The 15,517-nt window shown below is 44.9% G+C and carries 13 protein-coding genes, 1 rRNA gene and 2 pseudogenes; 8 read left to right on the forward strand and 8 right to left on the reverse strand.

What is annotated here, in order from left to right; all coding sequences use genetic code 11:
- The first annotated feature begins 129 nt into the window (after positions 1–129).
- The 3 genes and pseudogenes from rrf to EJO50_RS05370 all read left to right on the forward strand — a co-directional run.
- Positions 130–243 (forward strand): 5S ribosomal RNA (rrf, locus tag EJO50_RS05360).
- Positions 244–632: 389 nt separating this feature from the next.
- Positions 633–1,720: pseudogene (locus EJO50_RS05365) on the forward strand (IS3 family transposase).
- Positions 1,721–1,754: 34 nt separating this feature from the next.
- Positions 1,755–1,955: pseudogene (locus EJO50_RS05370) on the forward strand (integrase core domain-containing protein); the annotation flags it as partial.
- 184 nt (positions 1,956–2,139) lie between these two features.
- On the opposite strand, the gene EJO50_RS05375 reads toward EJO50_RS05370, so the two are convergent.
- The 8 genes from EJO50_RS05375 to EJO50_RS05410 form a co-directional block, all read right to left on the reverse strand.
- Complete coding sequence (locus EJO50_RS05375; protein WP_125972183.1) at positions 2,140–2,472, reverse strand: YegP family protein; 333 nt, start codon at positions 2,470–2,472, stop codon at positions 2,140–2,142.
- Between the two features lie 341 nt (positions 2,473–2,813).
- The gene (locus tag EJO50_RS05380) at positions 2,814–3,191 is read right to left on the reverse strand and encodes a ribosomal maturation YjgA family protein (protein WP_125972185.1); all 378 of its coding nucleotides are present in this window, start codon (positions 3,189–3,191) and stop codon (positions 2,814–2,816) included.
- Positions 3,192–3,451: 260 nt separating this feature from the next.
- A complete protein-coding gene (locus tag EJO50_RS05385; RefSeq protein WP_125972187.1) occupies positions 3,452–3,703 on the reverse strand; it encodes a hypothetical protein in 252 nt (83 codons plus the stop codon).
- Between the two features lie 375 nt (positions 3,704–4,078).
- The gene (locus EJO50_RS05390) at positions 4,079–4,336 is read right to left on the reverse strand and encodes a hypothetical protein (RefSeq protein WP_125972189.1); all 258 of its coding nucleotides are present in this window, start codon (positions 4,334–4,336) and stop codon (positions 4,079–4,081) included.
- A 397-nt stretch (positions 4,337–4,733) separates the two neighbouring features.
- Positions 4,734–5,252: a superoxide dismutase family protein gene (gene sodC, locus EJO50_RS05395; RefSeq protein WP_125972191.1), complete on the reverse strand. Its 519-nt coding sequence runs from the start codon at positions 5,250–5,252 to the stop codon at positions 4,734–4,736.
- 248 nt (positions 5,253–5,500) lie between these two features.
- The gene (trpE, locus tag EJO50_RS05400; protein WP_125972193.1) at positions 5,501–6,970 is read right to left on the reverse strand and encodes an anthranilate synthase component I; all 1,470 of its coding nucleotides are present in this window, start codon (positions 6,968–6,970) and stop codon (positions 5,501–5,503) included.
- A 560-nt stretch (positions 6,971–7,530) separates the two neighbouring features.
- Positions 7,531–8,079 (reverse strand): ankyrin repeat domain-containing protein, encoded by a 549-nt coding sequence (locus tag EJO50_RS05405; RefSeq protein ID WP_125972195.1) that lies wholly within the window; start codon positions 8,077–8,079, stop codon positions 7,531–7,533.
- 80 nt (positions 8,080–8,159) lie between these two features.
- Positions 8,160–9,698, reverse strand: coding sequence for a catalase (locus EJO50_RS05410; protein WP_125972197.1), 1,539 nt, complete (start codon positions 9,696–9,698; stop codon positions 8,160–8,162).
- Positions 9,699–10,690: 992 nt separating this feature from the next.
- Between EJO50_RS05410 and EJO50_RS05415 the strand changes: the two genes are divergently transcribed.
- The 5 genes from EJO50_RS05415 to rpoS all read left to right on the forward strand — a co-directional run bounded on the left by EJO50_RS05415 (position 10,691) and on the right by rpoS (position 15,312).
- On the forward strand, positions 10,691–11,581 hold the full coding sequence (locus tag EJO50_RS05415; RefSeq protein WP_233702176.1) for a DMT family transporter: 891 nt from the start codon (positions 10,691–10,693) through the stop codon (positions 11,579–11,581).
- A gap of 281 nt (positions 11,582–11,862) precedes the next feature.
- The gene (surE, locus tag EJO50_RS05420) at positions 11,863–12,606 is read left to right on the forward strand and encodes a 5'/3'-nucleotidase SurE (RefSeq protein ID WP_125972199.1); all 744 of its coding nucleotides are present in this window, start codon (positions 11,863–11,865) and stop codon (positions 12,604–12,606) included.
- Entirely contained in the window at positions 12,591–13,262 is a 672-nt protein-coding gene (locus tag EJO50_RS05425; RefSeq protein ID WP_125972201.1) for a protein-L-isoaspartate(D-aspartate) O-methyltransferase, read from the forward strand. The genes surE and EJO50_RS05425 overlap by 16 nt, the downstream gene beginning before the upstream one ends.
- Before the next feature lie 83 nt (positions 13,263–13,345).
- The gene (locus EJO50_RS05430; RefSeq protein ID WP_206434457.1) at positions 13,346–14,353 is read left to right on the forward strand and encodes a peptidoglycan DD-metalloendopeptidase family protein; all 1,008 of its coding nucleotides are present in this window, start codon (positions 13,346–13,348) and stop codon (positions 14,351–14,353) included.
- Positions 14,350–15,312 (forward strand): RNA polymerase sigma factor RpoS, encoded by a 963-nt coding sequence (gene rpoS / locus EJO50_RS05435; protein ID WP_125972203.1) that lies wholly within the window; start codon positions 14,350–14,352, stop codon positions 15,310–15,312. The genes EJO50_RS05430 and rpoS overlap by 4 nt, the downstream gene beginning before the upstream one ends.
- Positions 15,313–15,517: the final 205 nt, after the last annotated feature.

Below are 15,517 nucleotides of genomic sequence, written 5' to 3' on the forward strand. Positions count from 1 at the left end.
TGAGACGCGTGTGCGCGACGGTATAATCTACCCAGATTAGAAAACTAGATTTGAAATGTAAGACATTACTTCTTCTATTGAACTGAACGCGTTGTGGAGCAATACACACAACGAGTTACCCCGTTAAAGTCTGGCGACCATAGCGAGGTGGTCCCACTCCTTCCCATCCCGAACAGGACAGTGAAACACCTTAGCGCCGATGATAGTGCAGATTACCTGTGTGAAAGTAGGTCATTGCCAGACACCCTTACTGAGCGAATCAAAGATTCGCACGTGATGTAAACAAGACCCCGTACTCGAAAGAGGCGGGGGTTTTGCTTTGCGTGGAAGAAAATCAAGTATCAGTGCAATTGAGAAAATTTGGGCAGCGCAAGTAACTTCCTTACTTATTCGTGTTATTTCGTGGCAGTGCTGTGGAAATGAGTGATGCGATTATTATAAATATCGCAGAAATCCATAAATATGCTATGAGACTTTCTTGTTCCAGTAGTTATGGATAGTTGATAACTGCAATTTATTGGACTGTGTCCATGCAGGGAAAGTAGTATTACTAATACCTGAATGGGTAATCCCCCCACAAAACCAGCTCATTTTTAAGTAGAATTTTCTCGCAGTCTTTGAGCAGCTTCTACATGAAAGCAGCATGTTATTCTGATAGCCAGATTATGGCGATTTTAAAGCAAGCCGAAGCCGGTTCGACCGTTCCCGATCTGTGCCGCGAGCACGGCATGAGCGCCGCATCATTCTATAAGTGGCGCGCTAAGTTTGGCGGTATGGACGTCTCGATGATGACGCGAATGAAAGAGCTGGAGGATGAAAATAAGCGCTTTAAAAAGATGTATATCGAAGCCCAAATGCAGGCGGACATCATCAAGGAAGCCATGTCAAAAAAGTGGTGAAGCCATCTCAGCGCCGCGAGATGGCTCACTGGGCCGTTGAAACCAGGGCCGTTTCTATTCGTACGGCTTGCGCTAGCTTTGCAATTAGCACGACTTGCTATCGCTATATTCGCAAACTAGATGCGGAAAATGCAAAAATTGCGGATTCGCTGATTCAGCTTACTGAGACGAATCTAAGCTGGGGCTTTGGCCTCTGCTTTTTGCATCTACGCAACGTCAAGAAAAAATACTGGAACCATAAACGCGTCTACAGAATTTACTGTGATTTAGAGTTAAATCTGCGGATTAAACCTAAAAAGCGCTTAGATCGTGAAACGCCGGAGCCATTAGCAGTCCCAGAGGCAAAAAATGAAACGTGGTCGATGGATTTTATGCATGATCAATTAGCCGATGGACGTAGTATTCGCTTATTCAATGTGATTGATGATTTTAATTGTGAAGGCTTGGGTATTGAAGTCGATTTCTCTTTGCCGGCAGAGCGCGTAATACGCAGCTTGAATCAAATCATCGAATAGCGCGGCAAGCCTAAGCGAATCAGGTCCGATAATGGCCCTGAATATATTAGCCATCTGCTAAAGAATTGGGCAGAGCAACAATCGATTGAATTGGCTTATATTCAGCCTGGCAATCCGCAGCAAAATGCATATATTGAGCGTTATAATCGTACCGTACGTTATGAATGGCTGGCCTGTGATGACTTTGAAAGCCTTGCCGAAGTGCAAGAAACTGCAACGCAATGGCTTTGGACTTACAATAACGAGCGCCCGCATATGGGATTGGGCGGCATCACCCCGAAACAAAAACTGGCATTACATGCCTAGCCTCTACTTTTAAGTGAGCTTAAAAACGGGGGGATTACCTGACAACGCGCCTATGGAAAGCTTCTGGGGTACGTTGAAGAATGAATTGGTACAGCACCGGTGTTACAAAACGCGTATCGAAGCGCAGGAAGAGATTACTGAATATATCGAGATTTTTTATAACCGGCAGCGGCGCCATTCCAGCCTAAACGATGTAGCCCCTGCGGTGTTCGCAAGAGAATTTGAGCTGAAGTAATAAACTGACACTTAATGTCATGGTGTCCGTCATTGACACAAGCTTTATAGGATGGCGCTAATCTGCGGCGGGATGCTTATATGTGGATCAGGTATTTAAGAAGGGTATTAAAGCGTATATAGCCATTAGCAGCATAGAAATAACATTTTTACTCTAGCTGCTAATGCCTTTAAAGAGTGCCTGACTATGTTAAATCTTTAATTTTGTCACTTGCACCGTTTGACTTAACACTTGCGATGCCCACTTCACGTGAAGCTTCTGAAGCATACATTTGGCTTGTGCCAATTACCTGGTGGTTAGCTGCTTTTAAATTGAAGAATGGTTTTTGATTTGTTGCTACTTTACGTTCATATCTCTCGTCCAGAGCGCTGTTCACCTGCACTGATTTAATCCCGTTTTCGGCTGCCGATTTTGTTGTGTATAGCTCACTATTAAGAATAATTTCGGCATTGCCTGCTTTAAGTAAAAATCGGAACTGATTATTTGTGCTTTTATGTAATTCGAACCAGCCTGCCATTTTCTTTTCCTTTTTGTGAGTAAAATGTTTGCAATGCACAAAATCCAGGCTTCAAAGCCTAATAAAAACGGGGGAGTACACGCTGTGCTATTTAAGCATATTTACTAAGGATGAATTTGCAGAAACTTTATTACAATACGGTAATAATACTAAAGGCATGTAAAAATTGTTGTATATCTTGAACTGGCTATGCCTGGTGATGGTTTTATAAACAAGATTAACCATCTAAACCTGTGCTTTGTCCGTTAGGCTTGATACGGATAGATATTTGGACAGTTATTGCTGTGGAATAAGCTAAATATTATCCCTGTAAACAGGGTTTGTGCAGAGATTTTTAGCAATTAACTTGATGATCTGATGCGTAAAATGTAGTGATCTAAGGCTAAAGCCAATACGCCACCAATGATATACATCAGTAAATCATTAAGGGTGAATGTATTGCCAATCACAATATAAAGTACGCTGCCTTTTTGCAGGCCAAGTAAATCGACTAGATGAATATATTGCAACCCCTCAGCCACAAAGCCTGTGGTGATAGCCAGTATTGTGCTGCGTAATGGTGGTATGGGCCATGCGCGAAAAAGTGCGTAAATTAAGGTAATCACCAGGATATCACCTACGCTGCCGCGTATAAAGCCATCGCCAAATGATCTGCGGGCAATCGTGATTTCCAGTAAAAAAATAAACAGTGCAATTAGTAAATAAATGGTGCGATTCACATTACGGGTCTCGGCATTAGGTCTAAAAAATAGCTGATTAAGTAAACAGGCTCTGGCTGTTGTTTAAAGCTGGATGAATAATATTGATTATTGAATCTGTTGCACAGCCCTGTATAGAGGGCAACGGTGTGATAAAAGCATTTATAATGTTTTTCTGATGCAGGGCGGTTGTTTACAAAAGGATTGCTGATTGTTTGACGAGGGGCCATTACGTACACAAGCTACGATCTGAATCGTAGCTTGCGGTTTGTTAACGAGGATTAATTGCCAAAGGGATTATCATCATCCGGGGTGAGCGGCATATTGTTGATACTGGCCGGAGCAGACGCATCGTCTGCCTGTTTGGCAGGGGCTGCGGCATCATTTTGGGTATCCGCTGGTGGTGCGATGCCCCCCCAGGGTTTTGTCGCATTGGGTACATCTGTTTTTTTATCTTGTTTAGCAGTGTCTGCCCAGCTGCTTGCTGTTGCGAAACTGGTGATGATGGATGTAATAAGTAAAATTTTCTTCATGGCGGTATTCCTTTTGTGATTTGCATATCGATGGCTTACTTCCATGCGTATAGCAGCAAATACCGTGCCATTCTATAAAGTCTTTTATATTCAATGAGTTGTGTGTTTTTATGATGGGTTATTGTTTTTTTTCTGTCTCTTTTTAACGACAAAAATAACGATTTAGTTGTAACTTGTTGATTTTAATTAATATTTTTTGTCGTTTTGTGGCGACGATGTGGTTTTATTACTCCTGCATAGACTCGGGGAGAAAATGGGCATTTTGAACAGGGAAGAGGATAGGAGCTTGTACAACATGCAGAGAGTAGTCGTAAATATGCAGTAAAAAAACCACGGATTAAACCGTGGTTTTTTTACTGCAGGATACCGTTATGCTTAAAAAATACTTGTGCCAGCTACGGAAGAGGCATCGGATGCGGCAGCAATGCTGTTTGGTGTGGAAGCATCGCTGGTATCCGCATGTAAGCTGCTTGGAGCAGATGCATCGGTTATTTTAGCAACACTGGCAGGCACGGATGCATCATTGGCATCGGCACGTAGGCTTGCAGGAGTAGATGCATCTGTGGTGCTGGCCCAGGCGGCAGTTGCAGCACAGGTTGCGAAAAGCGTGGCGATCAGTAGATTCTTTTTCATGGTGTATTTCCTTGCATGGGAAAAAGGCAGATGAACAATTTTTTGTTCGCTGTAATCTCTTCAGCAAGTGCCATGCCATGTTTGAAATTACTTTATATTCAATGGGTTAGTTATTTTTGTTTTGGGTAGGAGAGGTATATCTGTCGCTGTCAGACGACACAATCGAGTGGGTTTTTGTAAGTTGTTGATTTATTAAGGTAAAAGGCTGTTGCTAAAACACGACGGGCCCTGGCCCTACTTTATTCACTGCAAGGCCAGACCCAGCCAGAGCTGCTTTAGTTGGTTGTAAAGTGGCTCTGGCTGGGCATTATCAATTACATAGAGCAGCATGGATTAGAGGCTGCGAAAAAAGTATGCTTAAAGCATGGGTTTTCTATTTTCCGGCTTTGTGAAGGGCTTAATCACGAATAACGCCACAAGCCAATCGCGACCCTCCACCACCCAGCGGGGCAGGATGATCTGAGTGATTATCCGCACCCAAGTGGATCATCAGGCTGCGCCCTTTTAGATCTGCCGTTTTTAGCCTTGGGGCAAGTACGGGTTGGGTTGTTTTGCCATCATCACCGATGATGAGCGCAGGTAGGTCGCCAAGGTGGCCGTCACCCCAGGGCGAGCTATGGCGTTTTGTTCCCTGAGGATCGTAGTGTCCGCCTGCTGTTAGGGCGGGAATCATTTTTCCATTTTGCTCTTTGGGTGCGCAGCTGGCATTTTCATGCATATGAAAGCCGTGTACGCCGGGAGTTAAGCCTTCAATGGCGGGAGTAAAAACAAGGCCATAGGCTGATTCTGAAATTACTATCTGGCCTGCCGGCTTGGTATTTCCTTTGTCGTCAACAAGATGCATGGGGACGGTGACATCGGCGTGAGCGATGTGGGCGCTAAGAGCAAACAGGATGGATAGGCTGATGATTTTCATAGGGTATCCTGGGTAAAATGGGAGTGAATGGCAATAGTGCACTGTATGGTGCTCCGGGTGAATACGAGTAAACCCAGAGGCGTTTGTTTTTTGTGGTGGAAGATTGGAAGGGGATAAATGGCAAACAGCCATACAAAAAAATCGTAGTGCTGAGGGTGATTATGATGAAGGAGCAGGCATTGCTCATTTGATTTTGTGATATTTGGAAGTGTAACAAACCTTAGGGCCAGCGGCCCTAAGGTGATAGATCAGGCGTCCAGGCCATCCTGCACTAACTCGGCCGCACGTAAGACTGCACGTGCTTTGTTTAATGTTTCCTGCCATTCGCTCTCGGGTACCGAGTCAGCCACGATACCTGCTCCGGCTTGCATATAAAGGACTTTATCTTTTACAACGGCGGTGCGTAGAGCGATGGCCACATCCATATCGCCATTAAAGCCAAGGTAGCCGACGGCACCAGAGTAAATGCCACGCTTAACGGGCTCCAGCTCGGCAATGATTTCCATCGCCCGCACTTTGGGCGCCCCCGATACGGTACCGGCAGGGAAGGTGGCTTTGAGTACGTCGATATTACTCATACCCGGCTTAAGCTTGGCTTCTACGCTGGATACAATATGCATCACGTGTGAATAGCGCTCGATCACCATTTTATCGGTTACCGCTACGCTGCCGGTTTGCGCCACGCGGCCCGCATCGTTGCGTCCCAGATCCATCAGCATAATGTGCTCGGCAATTTCTTTGGGGTCAGCCAAAAGCTCTGCTGCAAGTGCTTCATCTTCAAGGCGGGTTTTGCCGCGTGGCCGTGTGCCGGCAATCGGGCGAACAGTTACCGTATCGTCTTCAAGGCGTACCAGAATCTCCGGTGATGCACCCACAATATGAAAGTCACCAAAATGGTAGAAGAACATATAGGGCGATGGGTTCAGGGAGCGCAGCGCTCGGTAAAGTGAGAGTGGTGACTCTTCAAAAGGCAGGCTCATGCGCTGCGAAAGCACCACCTGCATGATGTCGCCATCAATAATGTAATCTTTTGCTTTAAGAACTGCTGCTTTAAAGGCTTCTTCGCCAAAGCCCGATGCCATCTGGCTAATACTTGGGGCAGGCCCTTGCAGTGGAATTTTTACAGGCTCGCGTAATGCCATGCGCAGGGTATGGATGCGGTCGGCCGCAATCTGGTAAGCATTGGCTTGCTCGGTGCTGGCATACACAACCAGAAACAGCTTACCTGACAGATTATCAACTACTACCAATTCTTCAGACAATAAAAGCTGGATATCGGGCGCGCCAATTTCATCAGGCTTGTGGGTGTTTGAGAGTTTTTTCTCGATATAGCTAATGGTTTCGTAGCCAAAATAGCCGACTAAGCCGCCCAGAAAACGTGGCAGCATTTTATTAGCGGGGGCACGGTAGCGCTTTTGAAAGCTTTCAATAAAATCGAGCGGATTACCTTGGTGGGTTTCAATCACTTCATCATTGCAAATGACTTCGGTACGGTCCCCGAGCACTTTTAATCGGGTACGGGCGGGTAAGCCAATAAAGGAGTAACGACCAAAGCGCTCGCCTCCCACGACGGATTCTAGAAGATAGGTGTAAGGCTGATTAGCAAGCTTCAGGTACACAGACAATGGGGTATCTAAATCTGCAAACAGTTCAAGCGCCAGCGGAATACGGTTATAGCCTTGCTCTTTGAGAGTGTTAAATTCGCTAAACGACAACATGGGTGAACTCCAAACTGGGTTTCGGTGACATGACGCAGAAATTTGTAAGCAAAAGGGCAGGCAGTTGTTTTAAGTTTGACAGGCTACCTGTGCAAATTAGGAGCGACGCCATCGCTGTGTATTGGAGTGAAAGTCCATATTGCTCCGTATTCTAAAGGATTTACCCCGATTTTTGCCGATCTTGAGCAAAATGGTCAACCTTATTAAAAAGGCGCGAATTGAGGGGGCGTTGTTGGGGGAGAATTTACACCACAATATATCTTTTAGCAGGCTGCACGAAAGCTGTTTGGGCTTGTATTTTTGCCTATGGCGATAGAAAAAAGGGGCTGGCACCAGGGCTTTCCTGATTCCGTGGATGATGTATGGTAGTCGGTACTGGAATAGCCTGACAGGAGGAGAAGCTTACGCAGGGCACTGGGGATCGGAATACCTGCTGCAGAATTTTGCACAAAAAGGTTAAGCTGATTTCAGAAACAGGCCACAGCGCATCTGTGGCCTAGAAATATCCCGGAGCGAGCGGGGTCTGGCTTGGGGCAGGCCTGCAGGCGTTAAAAAATGGGTTATCTGGCGGGGGCCAGGTTCTCTGCCGTATTACCCTGGGCATCTGATATTTTAAGATTAGCACCCTTAGCCACTAAAGAGTCAAGTACCTCCAGCCGTTGAAATAGGGCTGCGTACATGGCTGCAGTTTGTCCGGCATTATTGCGCTGGTCAGCTTGACAATGTGTGGCAATGAGTTTTTTTACAATCTTTAACTCACCCTTAAAAATAGCTCCCATCATCGCAGTATTACCACGCAGATCCTGTGCACAAGGATCTGCACCCGCTTTGAGTAATTGATCAACAACCTTGCCGTGCCCATGATAGGAAGCAAGTATCAGTGCGGTATAGCCCTGGTTATCACGGACATTCAGATCGTAACGAGCGGCAAGAAACTCTGCCAATATCGCTTCCTCTCCATTTCTGGCGGCATCCAAAAATATTTTCTTTAGTTTGATGCTGACCGGGATATCCTGTGCTGCGGATGAAGCATTGATATTTGTAATTTCTTTTGCCTGAACTAAAGCCAGGCATAAACTGGTTAATAAAGTAATCCAGCATTTATGCATGATGATTTTTCCTTTTGAGAGAGCAAGCTAAATATTGGGCATGAGCATTTGATGACAATAGATAGCTTGCCTCATCTTGCTTAATCGGCCAGTTTATCTGCCATTTCTTTAACTTGCTTTAAATCACCCTGTGCAATTTTTGATAATCGCGTGCCATAATCAGCATCGGCTTTGTAAAAGTAGGACAATAAAATCATTTTACTTTTCATGTCCGTTTCTGCCAGCTCACCACCTAAGCTATTCACCAGATCTGTTTTTTCTTTAGCTGAAAATGAGCGATATAACTCGCCTGTTTGCTTGAAGTTTTGTTCACGCTGAATTTTCGCCTGCTGGGTAGAGCCATAAAGGGGCGTTGAAACTAAACGTGCGCTGGGCTGGTCGGCTAAATTTTTAAGACGGCTTGGTTGATAGTTAACACTACCCGATGTTTTTCCAAAATTCATTGCGCCATCTTGATTGAGATTGTTCACAGCGGAATGAGGGCGGTTAATAGGTAATTGGAATCCGTTTACACCAACCCGATACATTTGAGTATCCGCATAAGCAAACAGACGGCCTTGCAATAAACGGTCTTCTGATGGCTCAATACCGGGCACTAAATTAGAGGGTGATAAAGCGGCTTGTTCTGTTTCCTGGAACACATTGGCTGGGTTTCGATTCAGTGTCATTGTCCCGACTTTACGCTCAGGGACATTGGGCCAGGCTTTGGTTGCATCAAGAGGATCGAAATCAAACTGTGCAAGTTGGCTTGGTTTGAGGACTTGAATGTATAAATCCCATTTTGGAAAATTGCCTTTATTGATCTCTGTAATTAAATCACGGGTCAAATGGTTGTAATCTTTTCCCTGAACCTGTTCAACTTCTTTTGGGTCAAGATTCTGAATGCCTTGTAAGCTCTTCCAGTGAAACTTCACATAATGAGTTTCACCTTTAGCATTCACAAATTTATAAGCATGAAGGCCATGACCATCCATTTTGCGATAGCTGGCGGGTGTTCCATTGTTGGAATATAACAATGTTACCGCTTGAATAGATTCTGGAATATGAGAGAAAAAATCCATACGCCTTGCATCATTGGGTAGATTTGTTGAAGGATCCACCTTGGCTGCATGGACCAGATCAGGGAACTTCATTGCGTCACGGATAAAAAACACCGGGAAATTAAGCCCTACCAGATCCCAGTTTCCGTCTGTTGTATAAAATTTAGTGGCGAAGCCGTGTGGGTCGCGGGATGTTTCCGGGGAATGGGTGCCACCGACTACCGATGAAAAACGAACAAAAGTAGGTGTGGTTTTACCTTTATTGAAAACAGCTGCTTTGGTCAGGTAGGAAATATCTTCCAAAGCGGTAAATTCGCCATAAGCTCCTGTTCCACGAGCATGAACAACTCGTTCTGGCACTTTCTCTCTGGTGAAACGCTGTAGTTTTTGTAAAAGCTGTATATCTTGCAGCAATGTTGGCCCATTAGGCCCTGCTGTTTGTGAATTCTGGTTGTCTCCTACGGGGGCACCGTTATCAAGAGTTAGCGTTTCTGCAAATGCTGTCTGAATCAATATACAAGACAACCCTAGTGCCGTAATTGATTTGGCTGATTTGTAATAGTGATTATTTTTTAACATAAGAATATTCCTTATCAGTGTTTTAATGTAAGTGCTTTTATATGATTAATTTTATTTAACACTTGCAAGAAACTTATCATTGGAAAGTTGAAATTAACAATTGTTTTTATTAAACACCACGATTGATTTTAAATATCGCAAAATGCTGATTTGTGTAAAAATTTACAATCAGGTTATTTTTTAATTGAATGGCATTTTTTATTTTTAATAAGATGGATATTTCAACCTACTCCTTGTTTTTATTGTCATGAGTATTGACTGCCGGAAATAGGTAGTTTCTCTATAAAGCCGGTTTGTTTGTAAGTGAAATAATTTGTAGCTTTTTAGATGTTTTTATGTAAAGGATATGGCCAATGTCACTTACCTATATATCTTGTTTTATAATGAGTACAAGAAAGAATCTACGGCAGAGCCTTTTAAATGCCCGGCTTACAAAATGGACACATCAGAAGCCTGTTTGTGTGCTGGGTGATATTGAGGGGGCTGGAGGGTTATGGATGAAAGAAATAGGTGTAAAAAACTGATTCTGGTTCTTGAAAGGGCTTGATTGCTCTCCTTGGTTATGCTTTGCACGTGATTGCCCGAAATCAGATATATTTTGTAGGCGTTGTTAAAAAAATAAATTTTTCAAAACAGCGAATTCTTATGTACCCTGGAAAGGGTGTTCTGGCTTAGAATCTGGGCTCTTATAAAAAGATTAAATATGTTTTACTCGTGATGCCAAAATTTGCTGCCCGTGGTGCTGCTATCGCTGATATTCGTGTTGCTTCAGCTCTGGTTGAGTAAAGGAGCGCCAGTATCGCTATGGTACAGCAGGTGGGTACGCCAATGATGTCATCGTGCATTCTACTGCTTGGGCAGATCAGTTACAGCCGCTGATTGAAACGGCAAAGAAAATTATTATAAGGTTTTACTTGCATTAATTAACATGCTGCTGCATTACATAGGCCCCGTTTTGATGGGGCTTATTGCTATTTGATTTGGGAGTTGCGATGTTCGATCGGCTTAAGCAATCAAGTTCTTTTTGGATGATTCTGGCTTGTTTCTGTTTTGGGATTATGGGCGTTTTTGTTAAATTAGGCAGCAAGCAGTTTTCAATTTCTGAGTTGGTTTTTTATCGCTGTATTGCGGGTTTGATTGGTATTTTCTTTGCGGTTCTATTGCAGGGCAAAACATTAAAAGTGAGTTTTCCTGTTTTTAAGTTACATATGACGCGCTGTGCTGCCGGATTTATTGCGTTGCTGCTGTATTTTTATGCAATTGTTCATCTGGCTTTGCCTACTGCAGTTACGCTAAGTTATACATCGCCTTTGTTTCTGACTCTGATTAGTATTTTTTATTTAAAAAATAATCCGCGGCCCGGTCAGGTGGCGGCTATTCTTATTGGTTTTGTCGGCGTGGTTATTTTATTAAAACCAACTTTGGAAAGCTCACAATGGCTGGCAGGTTTAATGGGGCTGGGTTCGGGGCTTTTATCCGGAGTGGCTTATTTTAATGTGAATAAATTAGGCCAGGCAGGGGAGCCTGAATGGCGTACTGTTTTTTATTTTTCTCTGGTGTCAACGCTGGGGGCTGCCCTGTTAATGGCTTTACAAGACGCGCCTCTGACCATGTTAAATTTTAATAACCTCTGGATTGTTGTAGGTTTGGGTGTTTCGGCAACCATTGCACAATTGGGAATGACCCGTGCCTATAGCAGGGGTAAAACGCTGGCAGTGGCCAGCCTTGCTTATTTAACGGTGCTTTTTGCTACTTTATTTGCGGCATTGCTTTGGGATGAGCAGCTGAGCTGGCCAAGCTATATTGCGATGTCCCTGATTGCGGCATGCGGCATCTTGTCGAGTGCTTTGAAAAAATCGGATTATAAAAACGCTTCAGGCTGATTTTGAGCATGGCCGGGAGTTTTGAATCACCGGTGGTCGAGAAGGTATAACCTTTTACAGAAAAAAACGGGGCGTGACGGGCTTTCCCTGCGTACTCTGTAGTTTGTTTTTCTTGATATCGTTCAAGGTTCGGCTTATCTGGCTGATAAAGCTGAAGGATCTTACTCATCAGGCGCTAAAAAAAAGTGTTAGGCTCTGATGCTAATTGCATCTAGCGTCGATGGCACTTTGTAATTTGGTGGTGACAGCTGTGATGATGTGCTGAGTTTAAGGAGAAATTGATGCAATTTTTGCTGTCAAATGATGATGGTTATTTTGCTCCGGGTATTGTGGCTTTAGCAGAAGCGTTGCGGGAAGAGGGCGAGGTGATTGTCTGTGCGCCGGAGCGGGATCGCAGTGGTGCAAGTAATTCACTGACTCTTGATCGTCCGCTGAATGTACGTAAGGCACCCAGTGGTTTTTTGTATGTAAATGGTACACCAACCGATTGTGTGCACCTGGCAGCAACAGGCTTGATGGATCGTTTGCCGGATATGGTTGTTTCAGGGATTAATCATGGCGCCAATATGGGCGATGATACGATTTATTCCGGCACGGTTGCAGCGGCGACAGAAGGGCATTTGCTTGGCGTTCCCGCGATGGCTATTTCTCTGGCTTCACGTAATCCCCAGCATTTTGCCAGTGCGGCCCGGGTCGCCAGGGATCTGGTTCAGCGATTTATTCGTCAGCCTTTTGCCTCGCCGGTTTTGCTTAATGTGAACGTACCTGATTTGCCTTACGCAGAGATAAAAGGGGTGTTAATGACACGTTTGGGGCGTCGACATAAATCTTCCGGCGTGATTCAATCGCAAAATCCACGCGGTGAAGACATCTGGTGGGTGGGACCTGTAGGGGAAGTCTCCCATGCCGGTGAAGGAACTGATTTTCATGCTGTGGCTCATGGCTATGTGTCGGTAACCCCGCTATCGGTTGATTTAACCGCTAAATCTCAACTTGATCTTGTCTCAACATGGCTATCCGATTAAATATTGCCGCCTTGGGCGGTGCAGGTATGACGTCTGCAAGAACACGGTCGCGGCTGGTAGAGCGTCTGAAAACACAGGGTATTTGTCACGCGGGTGTGCTGGCCGCCATGGCGGAGGTGCCGCGCCATGGTTTTATAGATGAAGCGCTGGCGCATAAGGCGTATGACGATGTGTCTTTGCCTATCGGTTTTGGCCAGACTATCTCGCAGCCTTATATCGTTGCAAGAATGACTGAGCTCGCGATGGGCGCCACCCAGCACGAAAAAGTGCTGGAGATTGGTACAGGCTGTGGTTATCAAACCACGGTGCTGGCGCTGCTGTTCAAGACAGTTTATTCGGTTGAGCGGATTGGTGGCCTGTACAAGGCCACAAGGGAGCGCCTGAATGTGCTGGGTGTACATAATGCGCGGCTACGTCACGCAGATGGAAGTAAAGGGCTTGCGGAAGCAGCGCCTTACGACGTCATTATTATTACGGCAGCCGCTCCCATTTTGCCGGAAGATATGCTCCCGCAGCTCAAAGAGGGCGGGCGCTTAATTTTTCCTGTGGGAGACGCCGAACAGGAGCTACATCAAATAGAACGTACGTCTGAAGGTTTTATTGAAACGCGCCTGGAGAAAGTAAATTTTGTGCCGCTTTTGCCAGGTGTTGCGTAGATTGTTTTGTCAGGTAATTGTGAGGGGCTTTGTGTCCCGTGTTTAGATTGCCTCATTTATATTGTGAGTAAGGAGATAAATCTGTGAATTGGCAACGTTTGTGTGCCCCTGCGGCTTTGATGCTAGGTGCTTGCGCCAGCCAGCCAACTCCCCCTGCACCGATCGTCGATCGCAGTGTTCAGGTGGTAACTCCGCCAGTGTCGGTTACTCGTGTTAACCCCGTACCAGCATCTGGTGCTGATCCGCGCCCTGCAACTTATATTGTCAAAAAAGGGGACACTCTGTATCGGGTGGCCCTGGATCATGGCCTGGCCTATCGTGATTTAGCTGCATGGAATAATCTGAGTGATGTTAATGGGATCAAGGTAGATCAAACCTTACGCCTTACTCCGCCTGATGGCGTGGTTGAAATTCGCCCGCTAAAAACAGATGAATTGCAAAAAACAGACACTAAATCAGAAGTTAAACAAGAGATTAAAAACTACCCGAAAGTTGTAAAAGTCCCCTATGGTGCCCAGTCTGCAAGCGCTGTGGCCGCCCTTTCCGAAGGGCCTGTTGTTGTGCCAAGATCACAATCTGACAACGTAAAACCGCCGTCTGTCACCGCTTCTAGTGGTTCTTTCGCCCGTGTTGCATCAGATGTGCGCGCTGTTTCTGTAGCAAAAACAACGGATAAACCAAGTATTAATGCCTCATCTGTACAAAATAACAGCGATGAAAAACCAGGAGATTGGGTTTGGCCGACAGTAGGTAAAACGGTGAAAGCTTTCTCGGAAGAAAATCGTGGTGTTGATATCTCGGGAAAAATAGGCCAGTCTGTAATTGCATCAGCTAACGGTAAGGTTGTTTACGCCGGAGCTGGTTTACGTGGCTATGGAAAGATGATTATTCTTAAACATAACCAGGAGTTTCTGACCGCGTACGCGAATAATAGTAAACTAATTGTAAAGGAGGGTGGTGAGGTAAGAAAGGGAGAGAAAATTGCTGAGATGGGAAATAGCGATAGTGATCAGGTCAAACTGCACTTTGAAATGCGCAGATTTGGGAAGCCGGTAGACCCTGCGAAATACATCCAAGCGGAAAAAAAATGAACGATCAGCTTGATATTCTGGAAGAGGAATTACTCGAGGAGGCGGACGATCTCGAGAAGGCCGAGGAAGATGGTTCGGATATTGAGGCCGAGTCTGCCGCAGATGGTGCGGAGGCCCATGTTCATGAAAGCACGGGCGATGTGACCCAGATTTACCTGAATGAAATTGGTCAGAGTAAATTGTTAACCCCTGATGAAGAGCGGGCTTTGTCACGTAAAGTGGTACAAGGGGATTTTCAAGCACGGCAGAAAATGATCGAGCATAATTTGCGCCTGGTCGTAAATATCGCCAAGCATTACATTAATCGCGGTATGACTCTTCTTGACTTAATTGAAGAAGGTAATATCGGATTAATGCATGCCTTAGAAAAATTTGACCCCGAACGGGGTTTTCGTTTTTCTACCTATGCTACATGGTGGATCAGGCAAAGTGTAGAACGCGCAATTATGAATCAATCGCGCACTATCCGTTTGCCCGTACACGTGATTAAAGAATTAAATGTTTATTTACGTGCCCAAAGGCATTTAGAAGCCCAATTGGGGCATGAGCCGGTGATTGAAGATATCGCTCATCTGGTAGGTAAATCGGTTGAAGATGTGCGTCGTGTCATGAGCTTGAATGAAAGGGTGGCATCATTAGATGCACCGCTGGATATCGATCCAATGCTCACTATTGGCGAATCGATTCCGGATGATCAGCACGATGGCCCGGAAGCTATTTTACAAAATGCGGAAGTAGAGCGTTATGTGCGCGAATGGCTGAAACAGCTTAATGAAAAACAACGTATTGTGATTGAACGCCGTTATGGTCTCAACGGCTATGAGGTCTGTACACTGGAAGATTTAGCCGCCAATTTAAATTTAACCCGCGAGCGTGTGCGTCAGATTCAAATTGAAGCACTGGAACAGTTACGCCGCATCTTACGTCGCTATGGCGTAACGAGTGATGTCTTACTCTGATCGGGCCTTTGCTCTGCATATAAAAAACCCGTGCGATCCACTGGTTTTTTATATATTTATGATGTTGTTATTTCAATTGTTTTAGCTGCATCTATTTATTAATAATTTCTGTATGATTTTTGTAAAGCAATTTTTGATATTACTTTAATAGGGTAGTTATGTTTTTGATATTGGCTAGGGGTAATTGGTCAGTATATCGAATTTA

Source organism: Iodobacter ciconiae (assembly GCF_003952345.1).
In the GTDB taxonomy this organism is placed as follows: domain Bacteria; phylum Pseudomonadota; class Gammaproteobacteria; order Burkholderiales; family Chitinibacteraceae; genus Iodobacter; species Iodobacter ciconiae.

Coding starts and splice junctions, on each gene's coding strand:
- EJO50_RS05390 (WP_125972189.1), bottom strand. CDS start 4,336: ATGAAAAAGAATCTACTGATCGCCACGCTTTTCGCAACCTGTGCTGCA.
- EJO50_RS05415 (WP_233702176.1), top strand. CDS start 10,691: ATGTTCGATCGGCTTAAGCAATCAAGTTCTTTTTGGATGATTCTGGCT.
- EJO50_RS05405 (WP_125972195.1), bottom strand. CDS start 8,079: ATGCATAAATGCTGGATTACTTTATTAACCAGTTTATGCCTGGCTTTA.
- surE (WP_125972199.1), top strand. CDS start 11,863: ATGCAATTTTTGCTGTCAAATGATGATGGTTATTTTGCTCCGGGTATT.
- EJO50_RS05375 (WP_125972183.1), bottom strand. CDS start 2,472: ATGGCAGGCTGGTTCGAATTACATAAAAGCACAAATAATCAGTTCCGA.
- rpoS (WP_125972203.1), top strand. CDS start 14,350: ATGAACGATCAGCTTGATATTCTGGAAGAGGAATTACTCGAGGAGGCG.
- EJO50_RS05425 (WP_125972201.1), top strand. CDS start 12,591: ATGGCTATCCGATTAAATATTGCCGCCTTGGGCGGTGCAGGTATGACG.
- EJO50_RS05385 (WP_125972187.1), bottom strand. CDS start 3,703: ATGAAGAAAATTTTACTTATTACATCCATCATCACCAGTTTCGCAACA.
- EJO50_RS05410 (WP_125972197.1), bottom strand. CDS start 9,698: ATGTTAAAAAATAATCACTATTACAAATCAGCCAAATCAATTACGGCA.
- trpE (WP_125972193.1), bottom strand. CDS start 6,970: ATGTTGTCGTTTAGCGAATTTAACACTCTCAAAGAGCAAGGCTATAAC.
- sodC (WP_125972191.1), bottom strand. CDS start 5,252: ATGAAAATCATCAGCCTATCCATCCTGTTTGCTCTTAGCGCCCACATC.